The organism is Radiobacillus deserti, assembly GCF_007301515.1.
Lineage (GTDB): Bacteria > Bacillota > Bacilli > Bacillales > Amphibacillaceae > Radiobacillus > Radiobacillus deserti.
On the sequence record NZ_CP041666.1, the window covers coordinates 1,498,576 to 1,518,637 of the forward strand.

The 20,062-nt window shown below is 40.0% G+C and carries 20 protein-coding genes and 1 other annotated feature; all 20 genes read left to right on the plus strand.

Going from position 1 to position 20,062, the window contains the following annotated elements; all coding sequences use genetic code 11:
- Positions 1 to 19 precede the first annotated feature (19 nt).
- Positions 20 to 799, plus strand: a complete 780-nt coding sequence (sigG, locus tag FN924_RS07925) for an RNA polymerase sporulation sigma factor SigG (protein WP_143893346.1) — start codon at positions 20 to 22, stop codon at positions 797 to 799.
- 177 nt (positions 800 to 976) lie between these two features.
- Positions 977 to 1,246, plus strand: coding sequence for a YlmC/YmxH family sporulation protein (locus tag FN924_RS07930; RefSeq protein ID WP_143893348.1), 270 nt, complete (start codon positions 977 to 979; stop codon positions 1,244 to 1,246).
- A gap of 57 nt (positions 1,247 to 1,303) precedes the next feature.
- Positions 1,304 to 2,110 carry a peptidoglycan editing factor PgeF gene (gene pgeF / locus FN924_RS07935; protein ID WP_143893350.1) on the plus strand — a complete coding sequence of 269 codons (807 nt, stop codon included), beginning with the start codon at positions 1,304 to 1,306 and terminating at the stop codon, positions 2,108 to 2,110.
- 20 nt (positions 2,111 to 2,130) lie between these two features.
- Positions 2,131 to 2,805 carry a YggS family pyridoxal phosphate-dependent enzyme gene (locus FN924_RS07940; protein ID WP_194709703.1) on the plus strand — a complete coding sequence of 225 codons (675 nt, stop codon included), beginning with the start codon at positions 2,131 to 2,133 and terminating at the stop codon, positions 2,803 to 2,805.
- Between the two features lie 15 nt (positions 2,806 to 2,820).
- Positions 2,821 to 3,237 carry a cell division protein SepF gene (locus FN924_RS07945; RefSeq protein WP_143893354.1) on the plus strand — a complete coding sequence of 139 codons (417 nt, stop codon included), beginning with the start codon at positions 2,821 to 2,823 and terminating at the stop codon, positions 3,235 to 3,237.
- A 26-nt stretch (positions 3,238 to 3,263) separates the two neighbouring features.
- Positions 3,264 to 3,524, plus strand: coding sequence for a YggT family protein (locus tag FN924_RS07950; protein WP_143893356.1), 261 nt, complete (start codon positions 3,264 to 3,266; stop codon positions 3,522 to 3,524).
- A gap of 65 nt (positions 3,525 to 3,589) precedes the next feature.
- Positions 3,590 to 4,363, plus strand: coding sequence for a YlmH family RNA-binding protein (locus tag FN924_RS07955; RefSeq protein WP_143893358.1), 774 nt, complete (start codon positions 3,590 to 3,592; stop codon positions 4,361 to 4,363).
- A gap of 108 nt (positions 4,364 to 4,471) precedes the next feature.
- Positions 4,472 to 4,966, plus strand: coding sequence for a DivIVA domain-containing protein (locus FN924_RS07960; RefSeq protein WP_143893360.1), 495 nt, complete (start codon positions 4,472 to 4,474; stop codon positions 4,964 to 4,966).
- An 81-nt stretch (positions 4,967 to 5,047) separates the two neighbouring features.
- Positions 5,048 to 5,281: a binding site (T-box leader), on the plus strand.
- A 72-nt stretch (positions 5,282 to 5,353) separates the two neighbouring features.
- Positions 5,354 to 8,116 carry an isoleucine--tRNA ligase gene (ileS, locus tag FN924_RS07965; RefSeq protein WP_143893362.1) on the plus strand — a complete coding sequence of 921 codons (2,763 nt, stop codon included), beginning with the start codon at positions 5,354 to 5,356 and terminating at the stop codon, positions 8,114 to 8,116.
- Positions 8,117 to 8,236: 120 nt separating this feature from the next.
- On the plus strand, positions 8,237 to 8,704 hold the full coding sequence (lspA, locus tag FN924_RS07970) for a signal peptidase II (RefSeq protein WP_323368652.1): 468 nt from the start codon (positions 8,237 to 8,239) through the stop codon (positions 8,702 to 8,704).
- Positions 8,704 to 9,618, plus strand: coding sequence for an RluA family pseudouridine synthase (locus tag FN924_RS07975; RefSeq protein WP_143893364.1), 915 nt, complete (start codon positions 8,704 to 8,706; stop codon positions 9,616 to 9,618). The genes lspA and FN924_RS07975 overlap by 1 nt, the downstream gene beginning before the upstream one ends.
- A 193-nt stretch (positions 9,619 to 9,811) precedes the next feature.
- Positions 9,812 to 10,354 carry a bifunctional pyr operon transcriptional regulator/uracil phosphoribosyltransferase PyrR gene (gene pyrR / locus FN924_RS07980; protein ID WP_143893366.1) on the plus strand — a complete coding sequence of 181 codons (543 nt, stop codon included), beginning with the start codon at positions 9,812 to 9,814 and terminating at the stop codon, positions 10,352 to 10,354.
- Between the two features lie 140 nt (positions 10,355 to 10,494).
- On the plus strand, positions 10,495 to 11,433 hold the full coding sequence (locus FN924_RS07985; protein WP_143893368.1) for an aspartate carbamoyltransferase catalytic subunit: 939 nt from the start codon (positions 10,495 to 10,497) through the stop codon (positions 11,431 to 11,433).
- Positions 11,390 to 12,688 carry a dihydroorotase gene (locus tag FN924_RS07990; protein WP_194709704.1) on the plus strand — a complete coding sequence of 433 codons (1,299 nt, stop codon included), beginning with the start codon at positions 11,390 to 11,392 and terminating at the stop codon, positions 12,686 to 12,688. Before FN924_RS07985 ends, FN924_RS07990 begins: the two co-directional genes overlap by 44 nt.
- The gene (locus FN924_RS07995; protein WP_143893372.1) at positions 12,663 to 13,778 is read left to right on the plus strand and encodes a carbamoyl phosphate synthase small subunit; all 1,116 of its coding nucleotides are present in this window, start codon (positions 12,663 to 12,665) and stop codon (positions 13,776 to 13,778) included. Before FN924_RS07990 ends, FN924_RS07995 begins: the two co-directional genes overlap by 26 nt.
- The gene (gene carB, locus FN924_RS08000; protein ID WP_143893374.1) at positions 13,757 to 16,960 is read left to right on the plus strand and encodes a carbamoyl-phosphate synthase large subunit; all 3,204 of its coding nucleotides are present in this window, start codon (positions 13,757 to 13,759) and stop codon (positions 16,958 to 16,960) included. Before FN924_RS07995 ends, carB begins: the two co-directional genes overlap by 22 nt.
- The gene (locus FN924_RS08005; RefSeq protein ID WP_143893376.1) at positions 16,957 to 17,718 is read left to right on the plus strand and encodes a dihydroorotate dehydrogenase electron transfer subunit; all 762 of its coding nucleotides are present in this window, start codon (positions 16,957 to 16,959) and stop codon (positions 17,716 to 17,718) included. The genes carB and FN924_RS08005 overlap by 4 nt, the downstream gene beginning before the upstream one ends.
- A complete protein-coding gene (locus FN924_RS08010; RefSeq protein ID WP_323368653.1) occupies positions 17,718 to 18,656 on the plus strand; it encodes a dihydroorotate dehydrogenase in 939 nt (312 codons plus the stop codon). The genes FN924_RS08005 and FN924_RS08010 overlap by 1 nt, the downstream gene beginning before the upstream one ends.
- Complete coding sequence (gene pyrF, locus FN924_RS08015) at positions 18,628 to 19,338, plus strand: orotidine-5'-phosphate decarboxylase (RefSeq protein WP_143893380.1); 711 nt, start codon at positions 18,628 to 18,630, stop codon at positions 19,336 to 19,338. The genes FN924_RS08010 and pyrF overlap by 29 nt, the downstream gene beginning before the upstream one ends.
- The gene (gene pyrE, locus FN924_RS08020; RefSeq protein ID WP_143893382.1) at positions 19,328 to 19,957 is read left to right on the plus strand and encodes an orotate phosphoribosyltransferase; all 630 of its coding nucleotides are present in this window, start codon (positions 19,328 to 19,330) and stop codon (positions 19,955 to 19,957) included. Before pyrF ends, pyrE begins: the two co-directional genes overlap by 11 nt.
- Positions 19,958 to 20,062: the final 105 nt, after the last annotated feature.

Below are 20,062 nucleotides of genomic sequence, written 5' to 3' on the forward strand. Positions count from 1 at the left end.
TCCACAGGGAGGGTAAATCATGACAAGACATAAAGTAGAGATTTGCGGAGTAGACACATCAAAGTTGCCCGTTCTTAAAAACGATGAAATGAGAAAACTATTTAAACAAATGCAAGAAGGGGATTATTCCGCAAGAGAGCAGTTAGTAAATGGAAATTTGCGGCTCGTTCTAAGTGTTATTCAACGTTTTAATAACCGCGGGGAGTACGGAGATGATCTATTCCAAGTTGGATGTATCGGCTTAATGAAATCTATCGATAATTTTGATTTAGGACAAAATGTAAAGTTCTCCACCTATGCAGTTCCAATGATTATTGGTGAAATTCGCAGATATTTGCGTGACAATAACCCGATTCGTGTATCAAGATCTTTACGAGATACAGCATATAAAGCACTGCAAGTTAGGGAAAAACTTATAAGTAAGACATCTAAAGACCCAACTCCTATGGAAATTGCAGAGGAAATGGGTGTTCCACATTCTGATATCGTGTTTGCAATGGATGCTATTCAAGATCCTGTATCCCTTTTTGAACCTATCTATAATGATGGTGGTGATCCAATCTACGTTATGGATCAACTTAGTGATGATAAAGATAAAGATTCTGACTGGTTGGATAAGCTATCATTAAAAGAAGGTATGCACCGTTTAAATGAGCGTGAAAAAATGATCTTAAATAAGCGATTTTTCCAAGGGAAGACACAAATGGAGGTTGCGGAAGAAATCGGAATTTCTCAGGCACAGGTATCTCGGTTAGAAAAAGCAGCAATACAAGAAATGAATAAAGAAATGTTTGAATAAGGTAAGCAGTAAGCTGACTTAAAGTCGTAGCACGACTCATAAAGTCAGCTTTTCTTTTTATCTTTTGTTCCTGTATCAAAAATTTGCCTGGTAACCAAATGAAAAAGTCCACTTTCAAGATAATCAGACAGCCTCTTGCATAGTATGTCTATATAGGAAATAAAAGGTGGGGATAAAATGGTTACTCTATCTGAACTGCAAATAAAGGATATCATTGTTGTGGAAGAAGGAAGAAGACTTGGTAATATTACAGACTTAGAAATCGACGGAGAACGTGGCCGAATCACACATCTCATTGTAGGATTAAAAGGGAAAGTGATGGGGTTATTCGGAAAAGATGAAGAAATAAAAATTCCTTGGGATCATATTTTGACCATTGGGAAAGATGTCATACTCATTCGTAAAAATGGGAATCCACAATTGAATGCCACTCATTTAGAGGACTAATCCTACAAAAATAGTCGATATATGATAAAATAAGTGGCATGTAGGAGGCGAGACCGCATGACAGAACCTTTTCAACTTAACCATCCCTCCTTTGTTTCCCTGGCCGATTGGGAGGAGTGGGATGAAAATCTTATAGCTGGAATTTCTACACGAGTTGGTGGCTATAGCACAGAGCCCTATCGTTCTTTGAACTTGGGGTTGCATGTCCGAGACTATCCGGAAACGGTAGTTAAAAACCGACATAGACTAGCAGACTATATAGGGATTCCACTAGATAACTGGGTGTTTGCGGAGCAAGTTCATTCAACGAATATTTATATTGTTTCCGAGAAGGATCGTGGGAAAGGAAGTACCGCATTAGAAAGTGCTATTCCTGCTTGTGACGGTCTTATAACGAAATCGAAAAAGACTATTTGTGCGGCTTTTTTTGCAGATTGTGTACCACTATTTTTCTTTGATCCCAACACCGGTTGGGTTGGAATTGCCCATGCAGGATGGCGAGGAACGGTAGATGGAATGGCAGCTAAAATGGTGCAAGCCTTGCTGAATCAAGGTGCTAATCGTGAAACATTGAAGGTTGCAATTGGTCCATGCATTGGTAAGGCGAATTATCAAGTGGATGATAATGTGATTCAACATATTCCAAAAGAATACCATCAAAGTGCGGTACAGCAACAAAATGAGATCCATTATTTGTTAGATTTACAATCCTTAAATAAGGAATTTCTCGTAAAACAAGGAATACTAAAAGCAAACATATACACTACAAACTACTGCACGTATGACGAAGAAGATTTATTTTTTTCACATCGACGAAATGAAGGGAAAACTGGTAGAATGCTTGGTTTTATCGGATATAAATAAAGGGAAGGAGAGGTATGTCCTTGTCACTGGAAGCCAATTTATCTACGATATTAAACAATGTTAGACAATCTTGCGAAAAAGTCGGCAGAAATCATGACGAAATTACCGTTATTGGTGTGACAAAATATGTTACAATAGAACGAGCACAAGAAGCAGTCGACAAGGGAATTTGTCATTTAGGGGAAAATCGCCTAGAAGGACTTATAGACAAATACCAACATGTAACTGGAAAAGTACATTGGCATTTTATTGGATCTCTTCAGTCGAGAAAAGTAAAGGACCTCATCGACAAAGTAGATATGATCCATTCTTTAGATCGAATGTCCCTTGCGAAAGAAATTCATAAACGTGCTACGAAATCAATCGATTGTTTTGTGCAAGTCAATACGAGTGGAGAAGAGTCAAAGCATGGTCTTCATCCAGATGACGTACATAGCTTCATAGAAAAACTAGCACCTTACACAAATGTCAGAGTGGTTGGTCTGATGACAATGGCGCCACATGTCGACGATGAATCCATTTTACGTCAGACATTTTCAACATTACGAGCATTAAGAGATGACATCAACAAAAAGCAATTAGACTATGCACCATGTTCCTACTTATCAATGGGAATGAGTAATGACTATCAAATTGCTATCGAGGAAGGTGCGACTCATATTCGTATTGGGACAAAATTAGTTGGATCAAATTAATATGGGGTGGAGAAGATGAGTTTAAAGAATAAAATAAAGACGTTCTTTACAGATTACGAAGATGAATTTGAATATGTAGAAGAAGAAGCAGCGGACATTGATATTCCTGAAACACTTTCCCGGAAAAATCGAAATGTGGTAAGCTTAAAAAGCGTACAGAGTAGTACATCAAAGGTGGTGCTCTGCGAACCGCGTTCATACAGTGAAGCGCAGGAAATTGCGGATCAAATTGTGAATCGTCGCGCAGTTGTAATTAATTTACAACGTGTCGATTATGCACAAGCAAAACGTATTGTAGACTTTTTAAGCGGGACGGTGTATGCCGTATCTGGTCAAATCCAAAAGCTTGGAGATAATACGTTTCTTTGTACACCTGATAACGTTGATGTTTCAGGTTCAATCTCGGACATGCTTGAAGAGGAAGAGTACTGAGCTGTCTAACTAAAGGGTGATAGGTAATGGATTTGTTGTTTACACTATTATATTACGCAATCCAATTTTACACGTTTGCGTTGATTGCGTATATTCTTTTATCCTGGTTCCCAGGAGCAAGAGAATCTTCTTTCGGGGAGTTCTTGGGTCGAATTTGCGAACCATATTTAGAACCATTTCGGAAGATTATTCCACCACTTGGTATGATCGATATCTCTCCAATTGTGGCTATTCTTGTACTAAGATTTGCAATAAATGGATTAACGGTTTTATTTAGCATGCTTTAGGTATTGGGAGAGTAAAAGCTTGGTCTTAGCCAGGCTTTTTTCTTGTTAAGAGAGGGAGGTTCATTATGGATTTATACCAACATTTTCGAAAAGAAGAACAACCATTTATTGATCAAGTCCTCTCTTGGAAGGAAGACGTGAGTAGAAATCATATTGTAAAACTTAGTGATTTTTTAGATCCTAGAGAACAAATGATTTTTTCCTCTCTTATTGGGAAGGATTCAGAATTCAAGCATGATGTGTTTGGTGGAGACCCGTCCGCAGAACGGAAAAAAGCGATCCTTGCTCCATTTTATGAAGAGATTACTTCTGATCATTTTGAGATTGTGCTTTTAGAGGCAAGCTATCCCGAAAAGTTTGTTACGCTAGAACACAGAGATGTGTTGGGGGCTTTTTTATCGCTCGGTATTCAACGTAAAAAACTTGGTGATCTTACTGTCAAAGATGGAACGGTTCAAATAGTAGTGAGTTCTGATATTTCTCCGTATGTCCTAACTAATTTAACAGAAATTAAAAAGGCGAAAGTGCAATTTAAAGAGGTTTCTCTAGATAATAAGCTCCCGAACGATTCACAATGGGTTCCGCAAGAAAGCACTATTTCTTCCTTGCGATTAGATGTTGTCCTGAAAGAAACCTATCGTATGTCTCGTCAGCAAGCAAATGGATATATCCAAAAAGGATTAGTGAAAGTTAATTTTCGTACAGTGGAAGACCCGTCATTTGCAATCCAGCAAGAGGATATGATATCCGTTAGAGGAAAAGGAAGAAGTAGATTAAAGAGTATTCAAGGACTTACAAAAAAAGAGAAATATAAAGTAACGATTGAAAAATTGAATTAATTTTTATATTTTGCAGGATTATCTTGGTTTCTGTCGAATTTTAAGATAGATATCATTACGATTTTTATGGATATTGGACAATAGCTATTTTAAGGGAGGTCGTCTTTCGTGCCATTAACGCCATTAGATATTCATAATAAGGAATTTACAAGAGGTTTTAGAGGATATGACGAGGATGAAGTAAATGAGTTCCTCGATCAAGTGATTAAGGACTACGAATTATTAATTCGTGAAAAGAAAGAGCTTAAAGAAAAGGTAGATTACCTAAATGAGAAATTAGGTCATTTTACAAATATTGAAGAAACATTAAATAAATCAATTCTTATTGCACAGGAAACCGCAGAAGAAGTAAAAGGAAATGCAGCCAAAGAATCGAAGCTTATTATTAAAGAAGCGGAGAAAAATGCGGACCGAATTATAAACGAAGCCTTGCATAAATCGAGAAAGATTTCGATTGAAGTAGAAGAGCTAAAGAAACAAGCAAAGGTATTTCGTACACGTTTGAAAATGTTGGTAGAAGCGCAGCTTGATCTGATCGAAAATGGAGATTGGGATGGGCTATTTGATGTAGATCTTGGAGATGGACAAGGTCGAGAGGAGTAAGTTTTCTTGTTCGGGCTTGACGTTAATCGTAATATTACATATAATTCATTAACAAAAGACCAAGATTTCATGTAAATGATGAGACATACAATGACAGGGACAGTATAAAAGTGCTTCACTGGTAAAAGCGATTCAGGGATGGTGGAAGCCTGATCCAAACACTTTTAGAACATCACCCTTAAGTATCCATTCGAAAAGATACCTGAGTAGAGATGGACGGTTCATTCCCGTTACGAATAGCTAAGAGGATTATGAAGTATGAGTAAAATTTCATAATCTATAAGGGTGGTACCGCGAGTCCTTCTCGTCCCTTTTGGGATTAGAGGGGCTCTTTTATTTTTGTTCGAAAGTAAGGTCTTTCCGCAATAAAAAAGGAGGAACACGAAGATGGATTATAAACAAACATTATTAATGCCTCAAACAGAATTTCCTATGCGAGGTAACTTGCCAAATAAAGAGCCAAAAATGCAAGAAGAATGGGATCAAATGAATATGTACGAGAAGGTGCAAAAACGTACAGAAGGACGTCCGCTTTTTGTTTTACATGATGGACCTCCGTATGCTAATGGAGATATTCACATGGGGCATGCGATGAACAAAGTGTTAAAGGATTTCATCGTTCGTTATAAATCAATGGCAGGCTTTCATGCTCCGTATGTACCAGGTTGGGATACACATGGATTACCGATTGAATCTGCATTAGCAAAGAAAAAAATCGACCGTAAGAAAATGACAGTAGCTGAATTCCGTCAAAAATGTGCAGAATATGCCTTAGAACAAGTAGATCGTCAACGTACTCAGTTTAAACAATTAGGCGTACGTGGAGACTGGGAAAATCCTTATATCACGTTAACGAAAGACTATGAAGCAGCACAAATCAAAGTGTTTGGAGAAATGGCACGTAAAGGGTATATATATAAAGGGTTAAAGCCAGTTTATTGGTCTCCTTCTTCTGAATCTGCATTAGCAGAAGCAGAAATTGAATATCAAGACAAACGGTCTGCATCGATTTACGTAGCATTCCAGGTTAAGGACGGAAAAGCCTTGTTAAAAGGAGACGAAAAGTTCATCATCTGGACGACTACGCCTTGGACAATACCAGCTAACCTAGCAATTAGCTTACATCCGAATCTAGAATACGCGGTCGTAAAAGTAAACAACGACAAGTTTATTGTGGCGAATGATATGTTAGAGGAAGTCACAACAAAACTTGAGTGGGAAAACACAGAAGTTGTTCAAACTTTTAAAGGACAACAAGCAGAAAATCTAGTTGCACAGCACCCGTTCTATGATCGGGATTCTTTAATCGTATTAGGGGAACATGTTACAACAGAAAGTGGTACAGGACTTGTCCATACTGCTCCTGGACACGGGGAAGATGACTTTTTAGTTGGGAAGAAGTACGGATTAGAAGTTCTATGTCCAGTAGACGAAAAAGGGAATTTCACGGAAGAAGCGCCTGGTTTTGAAGGGTTGTTCTACGATAAAGCCAATAAAGAAATCACGCAAAAGCTAGAAGAAGTTGGAGCATTATTAAAACTAGAATTTATTACACACTCGTATCCACATGATTGGAGAACGAAGAAACCTACTATTTTCAGAGCAACGAATCAATGGTTTGCTTCGATAAAAGATTTTCGAGATGAAATTTTAGAAGAAATTAAACAAGTACAATGGTACCCAGGTTGGGGAGAAACTAGACTCTTCAATATGGTGCGAGATCGTGAGGATTGGTGTATTTCTCGCCAACGTACGTGGGGTGTTCCAATTCCGGTATTTTACGCAGAAGACCGTACACCAATCATTACAGAGGAAACAATTAATCACGTTTCTGATCTATTTGCAGAGCATGGGTCTAACATCTGGTTCGAATGGGATGCAAAAGAGCTTTTACCAGAAGGGTTTACGTCCGAGCATAGTCCGAATGGCCAGTTCACCAAAGAAACAGATATCATGGATGTTTGGTTCGATTCTGGTTCCTCTCATCAAGGGGTATTAGAAGGACGACCTGAATTACAAAGACCTGCAGATGTTTATTTAGAAGGTTCCGATCAATATCGTGGTTGGTTTAACTCTTCTTTATCAACAGCGGTTGCTGTAACAGGTAAAGCTCCGTATAAAACGATCATTAGTCACGGGTTTACGTTAGACGGGCAAGGTCGTAAGATGAGTAAATCAATCGGAAATACAGTAGTACCTTCTAAAATTATGAAGCAATACGGTGCGGACATTCTTCGTTTATGGGTTGCATCTGTAGATTATCAAGCCGATGTTCGTATTTCAGACGAAATAATTAAACAAACATCAGAAGGATACCGTAAAATCCGTAATACGTTCCGCTTTATGCTTGGAAATTTACACGGATTTGATCCTAGCAAGCACCGTGTAGCAGAAAAAGACTTGCAAGAAGTAGATAAATATATGCTTGTGAAGCTACAAGATTTGATTAAGAAAGTTCGTCATGCGTATGACCATTATGAATTTTCTACGATCTATTCAAATATTCACAACTTCTGTTCAATCGATCTGAGCTCCTTCTACTTAGATTTTGCGAAAGATATTATTTATATCGAAGCGGAAAATAGCCCAAGAAGAAGAAGTATTCAAACGGTGTACTATGATATCGTTACAGCATTAGTTAAAATGCTATCACCAATTCTTACACACACCGCTGAAGAGGTGTGGGCTTACATCCCAGGAGTGGAAGATGAAAGTGTTCAATTGACGGATATGCCAGAAGCTGTTGAAGTAGAAGGTCAAGATGAGCTAAAAGCAAAATGGGACTTGTTCATGGAAGTGCGTGACGATGTCTTAAAAGCACTGGAAGAAGCACGTACTGCTAAAACAATTGGTAAGTCGTTAGAAGCTAAGATTACAATCGTACCAAAATCAGAGCAAATGAAACAATTGCTTGAGAATGTAGTGGATATTCATCAGTTATTTATCGTATCTGAAGCAGTAATTACCAATGAAGCAAGTGGTGCTAATGAGTATGAACATGTTTCAGTTTTAGTTGAGAAGCATGACGGAGAGCGTTGCGAACGATGCTGGGTTGCATCAGACACAGTCGGCACTGATTCAGAACATCCTGAGTTATGTGACCGTTGTGCATCCATTGTCAAAGAACATTATGCTCACGTAGCGGAATAAGTTATAAAAACAACTGCCTTCGGGCGGTTGTTTTTTCGATTATGAATGATTTTTTCTATCTTAGAAAAATCTATGTTAAAATCAGATAGAGTTACACGAAGAGAGAAATGGGGAATGAAATTGATTTACTATTACATATTAGCTCTAGTTATTATCGGATTCGATCAATGGACGAAGTGGAGAATCATACAAACAATGGACATAGGGGAATCGATTCCAGTCTTGGAGCCCTTTCTTTACATAACATCACATCGAAATACAGGGGCAGCATGGGGAATACTTGAAGGGAAAATGGGCTTTTTTTATGTCGTCACGATTGTCGTGATTGCTGTTGTGATTTATTACATGCATAAATATGGAAAAGAAAGCAAATTAGCTGGTATCTCTTTAGCACTTATATTGGGGGGAGCAATCGGGAACTTTATAGATAGACTGTTCCGAAAAGAAGTAGTAGATTTTGTGGATGTTTATATTGGTAGCTACGATTACCCAATATTCAATGTAGCGGATTCTTCGTTAGTAGTAGGTGTCATCGTTTTATTAATTGTAACCTTCATCGACGAACGACAGAAAGGAAGAACAAAATAATGCCTGAACATCATCGTCATACGGTAGGTCCTGATGAACGAGGGGATCGAATTGATAAAGTATTAGCTAAAAGGAATGAAGAAGCCTCTCGCTCACAAGTTCAGACTTGGATTAAAGATGAGCTTGTTTTTGTAAATGGGGAAAAAGTAAAAAGCAATTATAAGTGTCAATCGGGTGATGAAATCACATGGGAAATTCCGGATGCAGAACCATTGGAACTAGAGCCTGAGAACATTCCATTAGACATTTTGTATGAGGATAGTGACGTATTGGTTGTAAATAAACCAAAAGGGATGGTCGTCCACCCTGCAGCAGGCCATGGAACAGGAACACTTGTGAACGCACTTCTGTATCATTGTAAAGATTTGTCTGGTATTAACGGTGTAATTCGACCAGGAATTGTTCATCGCATTGATAAAGATACAAGCGGTCTTTTAATGGTGGCTAAAAATGATAAAGCACACGTTTCCTTAGTAGATCAATTGAAAGCGAAAACGGTGAAAAGGTCTTATCAAGCTATTGTACATGGAGAAATCGGGCATGACTACGGTACTATTGATGCACCGCTTGGAAGGGACCCGAATGATCGTCAAAAAATGGCAGTCGTGGATGATGGTAGGCATGCCGTTACTCATTTTGAAGTGATCAAACGGTTTGAAAATTTCACCCATATTAAGTGTGTGTTAGAAACAGGACGTACTCACCAAATTCGTGTGCATATGAAATATATCGGACATCCTTTAGCAGGAGATCCGAAATACGGACCAAGAAAGACATTGGATATGGATGGACAAGCCTTACATGCAGAAGTATTAGGGTTTGAGCATCCTATAACGAACAAATGGGTTGAGTTTCAGGTGGATCCACCGAACGATTTCATCGAACAATTAAATTTATTAGAGAAGATGAGTTGACAGAACGTCCATTGTCTGGAATAATCAACAATAACAAAAGAGATTTTCCTTTAAGACAGTCCCGTGAGGCTGAAAAGGTGAACATGCGAACGGCATAATTATGTCCTCAAACCTTTTCCCTAGCGGAAAAGGTTTTTTCTTTGTGGATGTGTGGAAAATCTCAAGCAGTTTCAATGGATGAAGGGTGAGCACAGTGAAAAAAAAAGCAACGGTTCTAGATGATGCAGCAATTAGAAGAGCACTAACCCGAATTGCGCATGAGATTTTGGAACGAAACAAAGGGGTAGAAGGGTTAGTTCTTGTTGGGATTAAGACAAGAGGAATTCCTTTAGCTAAGCGGCTTCAAGAAAAGATTGAACAAATTGAAGGTGTTAAGGTTCCGATTGGAGAGCTTGACATTACGTTATATCGTGATGACTTATCGCCAGTCGATCAACAAGCAGAACCTACGATAAATGATACTAGAATTGATGAGCCTATACTTGGTAAAACGTTGATTCTAGTGGATGATGTGTTGTTTACAGGAAGAACGGTGCGTGCCGCAATGGACGCAATCGTTGACCAAGGAAGGCCATCCCAAATCCAGCTAGCGGTTTTAGTTGATCGTGGACATCGAGAATTACCGATTCGTGCAGATTTTATCGGGAAAAACATTCCTACTTCACAAGAAGAAGTGATTGTGGTGGAGTTAGGTGAAACCGATAGTCATGATCAGGTTAGCATTTATGAAAAGTAAAATACGAATACCTTTAAATGAGTCCTGAGAGGCTTGTAAGGTTGTAATGGAGACGTGTACTTTTTTTTGTGCAGGTTTACCTCTTTGCGACTTTACGCAAAGAGGTTTTTTTATTGCTTATTTTTAAAAGGAGGAGCGACATGAAGCATTTTCTTTCGATGAAGGATGTATCGGAGTATGAGATTCAACAATTAGTCAAACGAACAGAGGATATGATGCTAGGTAGGAAAGAAATGGTACATCCAACGACGCCGGTTTTTGTAGCAAACCTTTTCTTTGAACCGAGTACGAGAACAAAGATGAGCTTTACCATAGCGGAACAACGTTTAGGACTAAAGCCACTAGACTTTCAACCTGAGGTATCTAGCGTACAAAAAGGAGAAACAGTTTACGATACAGCGAAGACCTTGGAGGCTATTGGAGCGTCTTTACTCGTTATACGTCACCCAGAAGACCATGTTGTTCAACAAGTAGCAAGTAAGATGAGCATCCCGGTCATTAATGCAGGGGACGGTACAGGAGAACATCCAACACAGTCCTTATTAGATCTTGTCACGATTTATCAAGAGTTTCGTCGCTTTCATGGCTTAAAAGTTGCCATTGTTGGAGATGTGAAGCATAGCCGTGTGGCAAGGTCAAATGCCTATGCTTTATCTACATTAGGTGCAAAAGTCTATTTTTCTAGTAAACCAGAGTGGCAAGATCAAACATTAGATTTTCCATATTTGGATATCGATGAGGTGGTAGAGACCTGTGACGTCGTAATGCTGCTTCGAATACAGCATGAGCGTCATGACCAAAGACAGTCTTTCGAGCAAACGGAGTATTTGTTGAATTATGGGTTAACAGTTGAAAGAGAAAAAAGAATGAAGCCACACGCCATTATTTTGCATCCTGCGCCAGTAAATAGAGGGGTTGAAATTGATGATTGCTTAGTGGAGTGTGAACGTTCGCGAATTTTTAAGCAAATGACGAATGGTGTATATGCACGTATGGCTGTAATGAGCAATTTATTAGAGGATTGGGGGATTCATAATGAGTATCAAGCTAGTGAACGCGAAGCGCTTCAACCACAATGAGCTACAGCCTTGTGAAGTGTATATTTCTGATGGAATCATACAGGAAATAGGACCTTCGATTGACGGAAAAGCGGAACAAATAATTGATTGTAATGGTCATCTACTATCACCAGGATTCATTGATGTCCATGTTCACCTCCGTGAACCAGGTGGTGAGGAGAAAGAGACAATCTGTACTGGTACGGATGCTGCGGCTAGAGGTGGTTATACAACGGTTTGTCCGATGCCGAATACTCGCCCAGTTCCTGATACAGTGGATCATTTAACTGAACTAATGGAACGAATTAAGCAAGATGCAAAAGTTCGAGTCCTTCCATATGCCTCTATTACAGAACGCCAGCTCGGTAAGCAGCTGGTAGATATGGGAGGGTTGAAAGCGCACGGTGCATTTGCTTTTACGGATGACGGTGTCGGTGTACAATCTGCAGATCAAATGCTGCAAGCAATGAAACAAGCAGCTGCGTTGGAAATGCCAATTGTTGCACATTGTGAAGAAAATACGTTAATTCATGGTGGAGTAATTCACGAAGGAAATACGAGTGAGTTACTAGATGTGCCAGGAATTCCTTCGGTGTGTGAATCTGTACATATTGCAAGAGACGTACTTCTAGCTGAAGCGACCAATTGTCATTATCACGTCTGCCATGTGAGTACGAAAGAATCTGTACGAGTTATACGAGATGCAAAAAAAGCAGGTATTCGTGTAACGGCTGAAGTTACCCCACACCACTTATTATTGACCGAAAAAGCCATTCATGCAGACGATGGGAATTTTAAAATGAATCCACCACTTCGTTCAGAGGAGGATCGCAAAGCATTACTAGATGGATTGCTTGATGGAACGATTGATTTTATCGCAACCGATCATGCCCCTCATACTGAGGAAGAAAAGGCCCAAGGTTTGCGGAAAGCACCGTTTGGAATTGTTGGATTGGAAACAGCTTTTTCCTTGCTTTATACGCACCTAGTGTTAACAGAACAAGTTACGTTGCCACAATTAATCGATTGGATGACGATTAAGCCTGCTGAAGTTTTCGGTTTATCTTATGGAAGAATGGAGCAAGGAGAAGTGGCAGATATCGTTCTTCTTAATTTAGATAAAAAATATTCCATTGATAAACAGAGCTTTTTGTCCAAAGGAAAAAATACACCATTCCATGGTTGGGATGTAGTTGGTAGACCGATACTCACGATTTTTGAAGGAAACATTGTATATGAGGAGGCTTCACATGAAAAAACGACAGCTCGTACTTGAAGACGGAACAATTTTCACAGGAGAAGCATTTGGAAGTGATAAAGAAGTAATAGGAGAAATTGTCTTTAATACTGGAATGACTGGATATCAAGAGATTTTATCTGATCCATCCTACTGCGCACAGATTGTTACCCTTACTTATCCGTTAATTGGAAACTACGGTATTAATCGAGATGATTTTGAGACTGTGAATCCATCGGTTTTTGGATTGATTGTAAAAGAAGCGTGTGACATTGCTTCCAATTTTCGTGGAGAAGAAAATATAGATAGCTTTCTAAAGGCAAACGATATTCCTGCTATTTCGGGGATAGATACTAGGAAGCTAACAAAGATTATTCGAAAACACGGTACGATGCGCGGAATGTTTACAGATGGTAATAAAACGTGGGAAGAAGTGAAAAAGCTTTTCGACACTACTCCTATTGTTCGAAATCAAGTTAAAACGGTTTCGACCGTAAAGCCTTACGTCGTACCAGGAAGAAGTTATCGCGTCGTACTTATGGACTTCGGAATGAAGCACGGAATCCTTCGCGAATTAACCAAGCGCAACTGTCATGTAACCGTAGTGCCATATCATTATACAGCAGAGCAAATTGAACGATTAAAGCCAGATGGGGTTGTCCTTTCCAATGGTCCAGGAGACCCAAAGGATGTACCAGAAGCTATTGACATGATCCGTAGTATTATAAACCGCATTCCGATCTTTGGAATTTGTTTAGGCCATCAGCTGTTAGCACTTGCAGGAGGAGCAGATACGACGAAATTAAAATTCGGTCACCGAGGCTCCAATCATCCCGTGAAAGATGTAATGTTAAACAAAACATTTATTACCTCGCAAAATCATGGGTATGCCGTTACGAAAGAATCGTTAGAAAAGACGGAGCTTATGCTTACCCAAATTGCGTTAAACGACGAAACGGTAGAAGGAATACAGCATAAAGCGTATCCTGCGTTCTCGGTTCAATATCATCCAGAAAGCTCACCAGGTCCGGATGATACGAATTACTTGTTCGACCAATTCTTAGACCTTATCGAAACGAGCAAGCAGCAAGTGAAGGGGGAAAAAGAATGCCAAAGCGTACTGATATAAATAAAATTCTCGTTATCGGATCTGGTCCAATCGTCATTGGGCAAGCGGCAGAGTTTGATTACTCAGGAACACAAGCATGTCAAGCATTAAAGGAAGAAGGCTTTACAGTTATTCTAGCCAACTCTAACCCTGCAACGATTATGACGGACGATACCATTGCGGACACCGTGTATATGGAACCACTCACAGTGGATTTTTTAACAAAAATCATCCGGAAAGAGCAACCTGATGCGATTCTTCCTACACTTGGAGGGCAAACTGGTTTAAATATGGCGGTTCAATTAGAACAAACTGGTATTCTAGAAGACTATGGAATTGAACTGTTAGGAACCTCTCTAACTGCGATTCAACAAGCAGAGGATAGAGAGAAGTTTCGTGCTTTAATGAAAGAATTAAAGGAGCCGGTGCCTGATAGTCAAATTGTTACAACCGTTCAAGGTGCCTTAGATTTTGCAGATGAAATTGGATTTCCGTTAATTGTACGTCCTGCCTATACGTTAGGGGGAACAGGTGGAGGCATGTGCTATAGCTTGGATGAGCTGAAAGAAATTACTAGAAATGGGTTGGCTCTATCCCCGGTAAATCAATGTCTAATAGAAAAAAACATTGCTGGCTTCAAAGAAGTAGAGTATGAAGTAATGCGAGATATGAATGACCAAGCGATCGTTGTTTGTAATATGGAGAACATAGATCCAGTTGGGATTCATACCGGGGATTCCATGGTTGTCGCTCCATCTCAAACATTAAGTGATCGTGAATACCAAATGCTGCGCAATGCATCGTTAAAAATTATTCGAGCATTAAAAATTGAAGGGGGATGTAATGTTCAGCTAGCTCTGGACCCTGAAAGCTTTCAATATTACATTATCGAAGTAAATCCACGGGTAAGCCGTTCGTCCGCATTAGCTTCTAAAGCAACGGGTTATCCGATTGCGAAAATGGCTGCTAAGATTGCCGTTGGCTTAACATTGGATGAAATTACTAACCCGATAACAGGGAAAACGTATGCTTGCTTTGAGCCAGCATTAGATTATGTGGTCACCAAATTACCTCGTTTCCCATTCGATAAATTTACGACGGGTAACCGTACTTTAGGAACCCAAATGAAAGCGACCGGAGAGATCATGTCTATCGGTCGAAACTTCGAGGAGTCCTTCTTAAAAGGTGTGCGTTCCCTAGACATTGGAGCGGAAGACTTATTTTTACCATATTTGACGAGCGTACCGAATGAAGAGCTGACAGAGCGACTGATAAAGCCAGATGATGAACGACTGTTTATTTTAGCAGAAGCACTAAGAAGAGAGTTCTCCGTAGAAGACATTTTTCAGCTTACTAAAATAGACCGTTTCTTCTTAAATAAATTCAATAATATAATTGGTATGGAAAAAGAGCTTGGGGAACATCCGGGGGATGCGAATCGTTTAAGAGAAGCTAAACAGATCGGTTTTTCGGACACGCAAGTAGCAAGACTTTGGAATAAGTCTGTAGATGCAGTCTATCACATGAGAATCGAACAAGGTATTGTACCTGTGTACAAAATGGTAGATACGTGTGCAGCTGAATTTGAATCCGAAACTCCATATTTCTACAGTAGCTATGAGGAAGAAAATGAATCCATTCCCTCTGATAGAAAGAAAGTACTGGTTATTGGATCAGGTCCAATCCGTATCGGGCAGGGGATTGAATTTGACTATGCGACTGTTCATTCTGTCTTAGCATTGAAAGAAGCAGGATACGAAGCAATTATTATGAATAGTAATCCCGAAACCGTTTCTACTGATTTCAGTGTTTCCGATAAACTCTATTTTGAACCATTAACATTAGAAGATGTAATGCATGTAATCAACCTAGAGAGTCCAGAGGGAGTAATCGTGCAGTTCGGCGGACAAACTGCGATTAACTTAGCGGAGGGCTTAGAAAGAAGAGGCGTCAAGATTCTTGGTACATCCTTAGAAGCCATTGATATGGCAGAAGACCGAGATAAGTTTGAAAAATTGCTAGGTGAATTGGCAATCCCACAGCCAAAAGGGAAAAGTGTTCGCCAATTGGATCAAGCTTTACAAGCAGCTGAGGAAATTGGATATCCTGTATTGGTTCGACCGTCTTACGTTATCGGTGGTAGCCAAATGGAAATCATTTATAGCGATGAAGAGCTCCATGCTTATTTGAAAAAGTCGAATAAGATTAAGCATTCTCACCCTGTATTAATCGATAAATACTTAACTGGTATTGAAGTCGAAGTGGATGCAGTAAGTGATGGGGATGTAACAATTATCCCGGGGATTATGGAACATATCGAGCGTGCAGGTGTACATTCTGGAGATTCCATTGCGGTGTATCCAACGCAACGAATATCTCCAGAAGCAAAACAAAAGCTAGTCGATGCTACTTTAAGCATATCGAAGCGTCTTCAAGTTAAGGGTTTAATCAATATTCAATTTGTCGTAAAACAAGACGACGTTTTTGTTCTGGAAGTGAATCCAAGAGCAAGTCGTACAATTCCGTTTTTAAGCAAAATTACAGGAGTAACAATGGCCAACTTAGCGACACGCTGCATCATTGGAGAATCTCTTCAAAGTATGGGCTATGTGGACGGATTACTTCCGGAAAAAGAGCAGGTATCTGTTAAGGTGCCAGTGTTCTCCTTTGAAAAATTACGCAGTGTGGATGCTATATTAGGACCAGAAATGAAATCAACTGGCGAAGCGATTGGACACGATATGACCTTGGAAAAAGCACTTTATAAAGGACTATTAGCTTCAGGACTTTCTATCCCACATGAAGGATCTGTACTTTTAACGGTGGCGGATAAAGATAAAGAAGAAGTACTTGCAATTGCCGAGCGTTTTCACCAACTAGGTTTTACGGTTTATGCTACGCAGGGTACAGGACAATATGTTGGGGAACATGGAGTACCTGTTCAAGTCGTGGATAAGATTGGTTCTGAGCATAAAAATGTTCTATCCATTATTGAGAATGGAGAGGTTCAATTTGTTATTAATACGATAACCTCTGGACAACAAGCACGTTCAGACGGCTTCCGAATTCGTCGAGAAGCCGTAGAGCATGGTATTGCATGCTTGACGAGCTTAGATACAGCAGAAGCGATATTGAATGTCATTGATTCCACTACTTTTCAAGCAAGACCAGTAGCGGAAAGAAAGGCTGTTGTCACCTTATGATTAACCAAATGATGACAGTTGTCCAAAAAAGAACAATTGCAAAGGATACAGTGGAGATGGTGTTACAAGGGAGTACCATCTCCTTTGTTGAGCCTGGTCAATTTGTTCACATTCGAATTGGCACAGGGTTTTCCCATATGCTTCGACGCCCGATTTCCATTGCAAACGTGGATGGTCAGGAACAAACGATTACGGTTATTTTTAAAGTTATTGGACAAGGGACAGAGGAACTCCAGAACGTGTCGATTGGTTCATCATTAGACGTCCTATTAGGCTGTGGTACCAGTTACCCGGTTCAAGGTCTAGAGTTAAGACGCGCTTTATTAATTGGAGGGGGAATTGGAGTACCGCCACTTTATTACCTAGCTAAGGAATTACGAAAAAAAGGAGTTCAAGTAACTTCTATTTTAGGTTTTCAATCGAAAGAAAATGTCTTTTATGAAGAGGAGTTTAAGAATCTAGGAGCCTGTCACATCGTTACGGATGACGGAAGCTATGGATGGCATGGGAATGTGAATACGGTAATCGATTCCGAGCAGATACCATTTGATTACTTCTTTTCCTGTGGTCCTTTAGGCATGCTACGCGCGGTCTCTACTAAACTAATAGGACAGCCTGGTTACATTTCGATTGAAGAGAGAATGGGCTGCGGAATCGGTGCATGTTATGCCTGTGTAGTCCCTGCAAAGGATGGAAAAGGCTTTCGAAAGATATGTAAGGATGGCCCTGTATTTCCAGCTGGAGAGGTGGTACTATGATTGAATTATCTACGTCTATAGCAGGATTAACGCTTAAGAATCCAGTTATGCCTGCATCTGGTTGTTTTGGTTTTGGTAAAGAATATGGTCAGTATTACGATTTAAATCAGCTTGGGGCAATTATAATTAAGGCAGCTACTAAAGATGCTAGATATGGAAATCAAACCCCGCGTGTTGCGGAAACCGCATCTGGCATGTTGAATGCGATTGGATTACAAAATCCGGGTGTTGAAGCGATTGTGGAGCAGGAATTACCTTTCTTGCAAAGCTATGAAACTCCGATTATAGCAAATGTTGCTGGGAGTACAGTGGAGGAATATGTATATGTGGCTAGTCGGCTTGCGAAAACTAAGGCTGTTCAAGCTTTAGAACTTAATATTTCTTGTCCAAATGTAAAGGAGGGGGGCGTCCAGTTCGGAACAGACCCAGTTTTGGCGTCAAATGTGACAGAGAGTGTGAAAGAAGTATGCGGTGATGTTCCTTTATTCGTTAAGCTTAGTCCGAATGTGAGTGACATTGCCGAGATTGCAAAGGCAGTGGAAGCGGCAGGTGCCGACGGTCTATCCATGATCAATACGTTGACTGGAATGACCATTCACCTCCCAAGTAAAAAACCACTTCTTGCAAATAAAACCGGGGGATTGTCTGGACCAGCAATCAAACCAATAGCTGTTCGCATGATTTATGAGGTTCGACAACAAGTCACTATTCCAATCATTGGGATGGGAGGAATCACTTCGGCAGAGGATGTACTTGAGTTTTTATTAGCTGGTGCAAATGCGGTGGCGGTCGGGACAGCGAACTTTTTAGATCCATTTGTTTGCCCGAAAATTATTGAAGCATTGCCAGATGTGTTACATGAATTCGGTTTTGAGTCTGTAGATCAAGCAATTGGAAAGGGGCATGAACGTGGATACGAATATATTTCTCGCACTTGATTTTCCAACCTGGAAGGAAACAGAGCAGTTTTTATTAGACAACGATTTAAAAGGGGTTCCGGTCAAAGTCGGGATGGAGCTTTTTTACCGAGAAGGACCAGCCATTATTGAACGATTAAAACAAGATAATCACGCAATTTTTCTAGATTTGAAATTACATGACATCCCTACAACTGTTCAAAGAGCAATGCGGAATCTATCAAGCTTAGGCATCGATATTGTGAATGCCCATGCACTTGGTGGGTTCGATATGATAAAAGCAGCGAAAGAAGGGTTAGTAGAAGGAGCGTCATCTGGACAAGCTCCAAAACTTATAGGGGTGACGGTGCTAACGTCGATGAGAGAACAAACGCTACAACAGGAATTAAATGTCCCTTTTTCCGTAAACGAGGCGGTCGCCCATTTTGCTCAGCTAACCAAAAAAGCAGGTGGAGATGGTGTAGTATGTTCTGCACTTGAAGTACCTATGCTTAAGGAACTTTGTGGTACAGAGTTTTTAACGGTTACTCCGGGAATAAGATTAGCTGACAGTAGTCATGACGATCAGGATCGTGTAGCAACCCCTAGAATGGCTATTGAAAAGGGCTCAGACTATCTTGTCATTGGAAGAAGTGTGACGAGAGCAGAAAATCCTTACGAAGCCTACCATAAAGCAGTAAAGGAGTGTACTCATGTCTATTAAAGTAGAAATTGCGAAAGGCCTTTTTGATATTGGAGCGATTCAAATCCGCCCGAACGATCCATTTACATGGACATCAGGTATCCAATCTCCGATTTATTGTGATAACCGGATGACGATGTCTTATCCAGACATTCGAAATCGCATTGCAGATGCCTTTGTGGAAATGATAGAGAAGCTTGATGAAAAGCCAGATGTTATCGCCGGCTGTGCAACGGCAGGAATTCCTCATGCCGCTTGGGTTGCACAAAAGCTAAATCTCCCTATGGTGTACGTTCGCTCTAGTGCTAAAAAACACGGGAAAGGCAATCGTATTGAGGGCGTAATAAAAGAAGGGCAAAAAGTAATCGTAATAGAGGATCTTATTTCTACCGGCGGGTCGTCTATTGATGCGGCTATAGGATTACAAAAGGAAGGGGCAGTGGTCATCGGGGTTTTGGCCATCTTTACATACGGTCTTGAAAAAGCAAATAATGCCTTTGAGGAAAGCAATTTAAAAATGCAGACGATCACAAATTATGATCAGCTTATGACAGAGCTAGTGAAGAGTTCTTCCTTAACAGAAGCGGACCATGAGAAAATGATCACATGGAGAAATGAATTGGGGAAAATCAGCCAATAACTGTACGTCTTCTCCAACCTGAGACGTATGACAATGATATTTTTCCCATGTTATAAATGTAATAGCTAGAAAAAAGCATTATTTGCTACAAAAAACGCAGGTAGT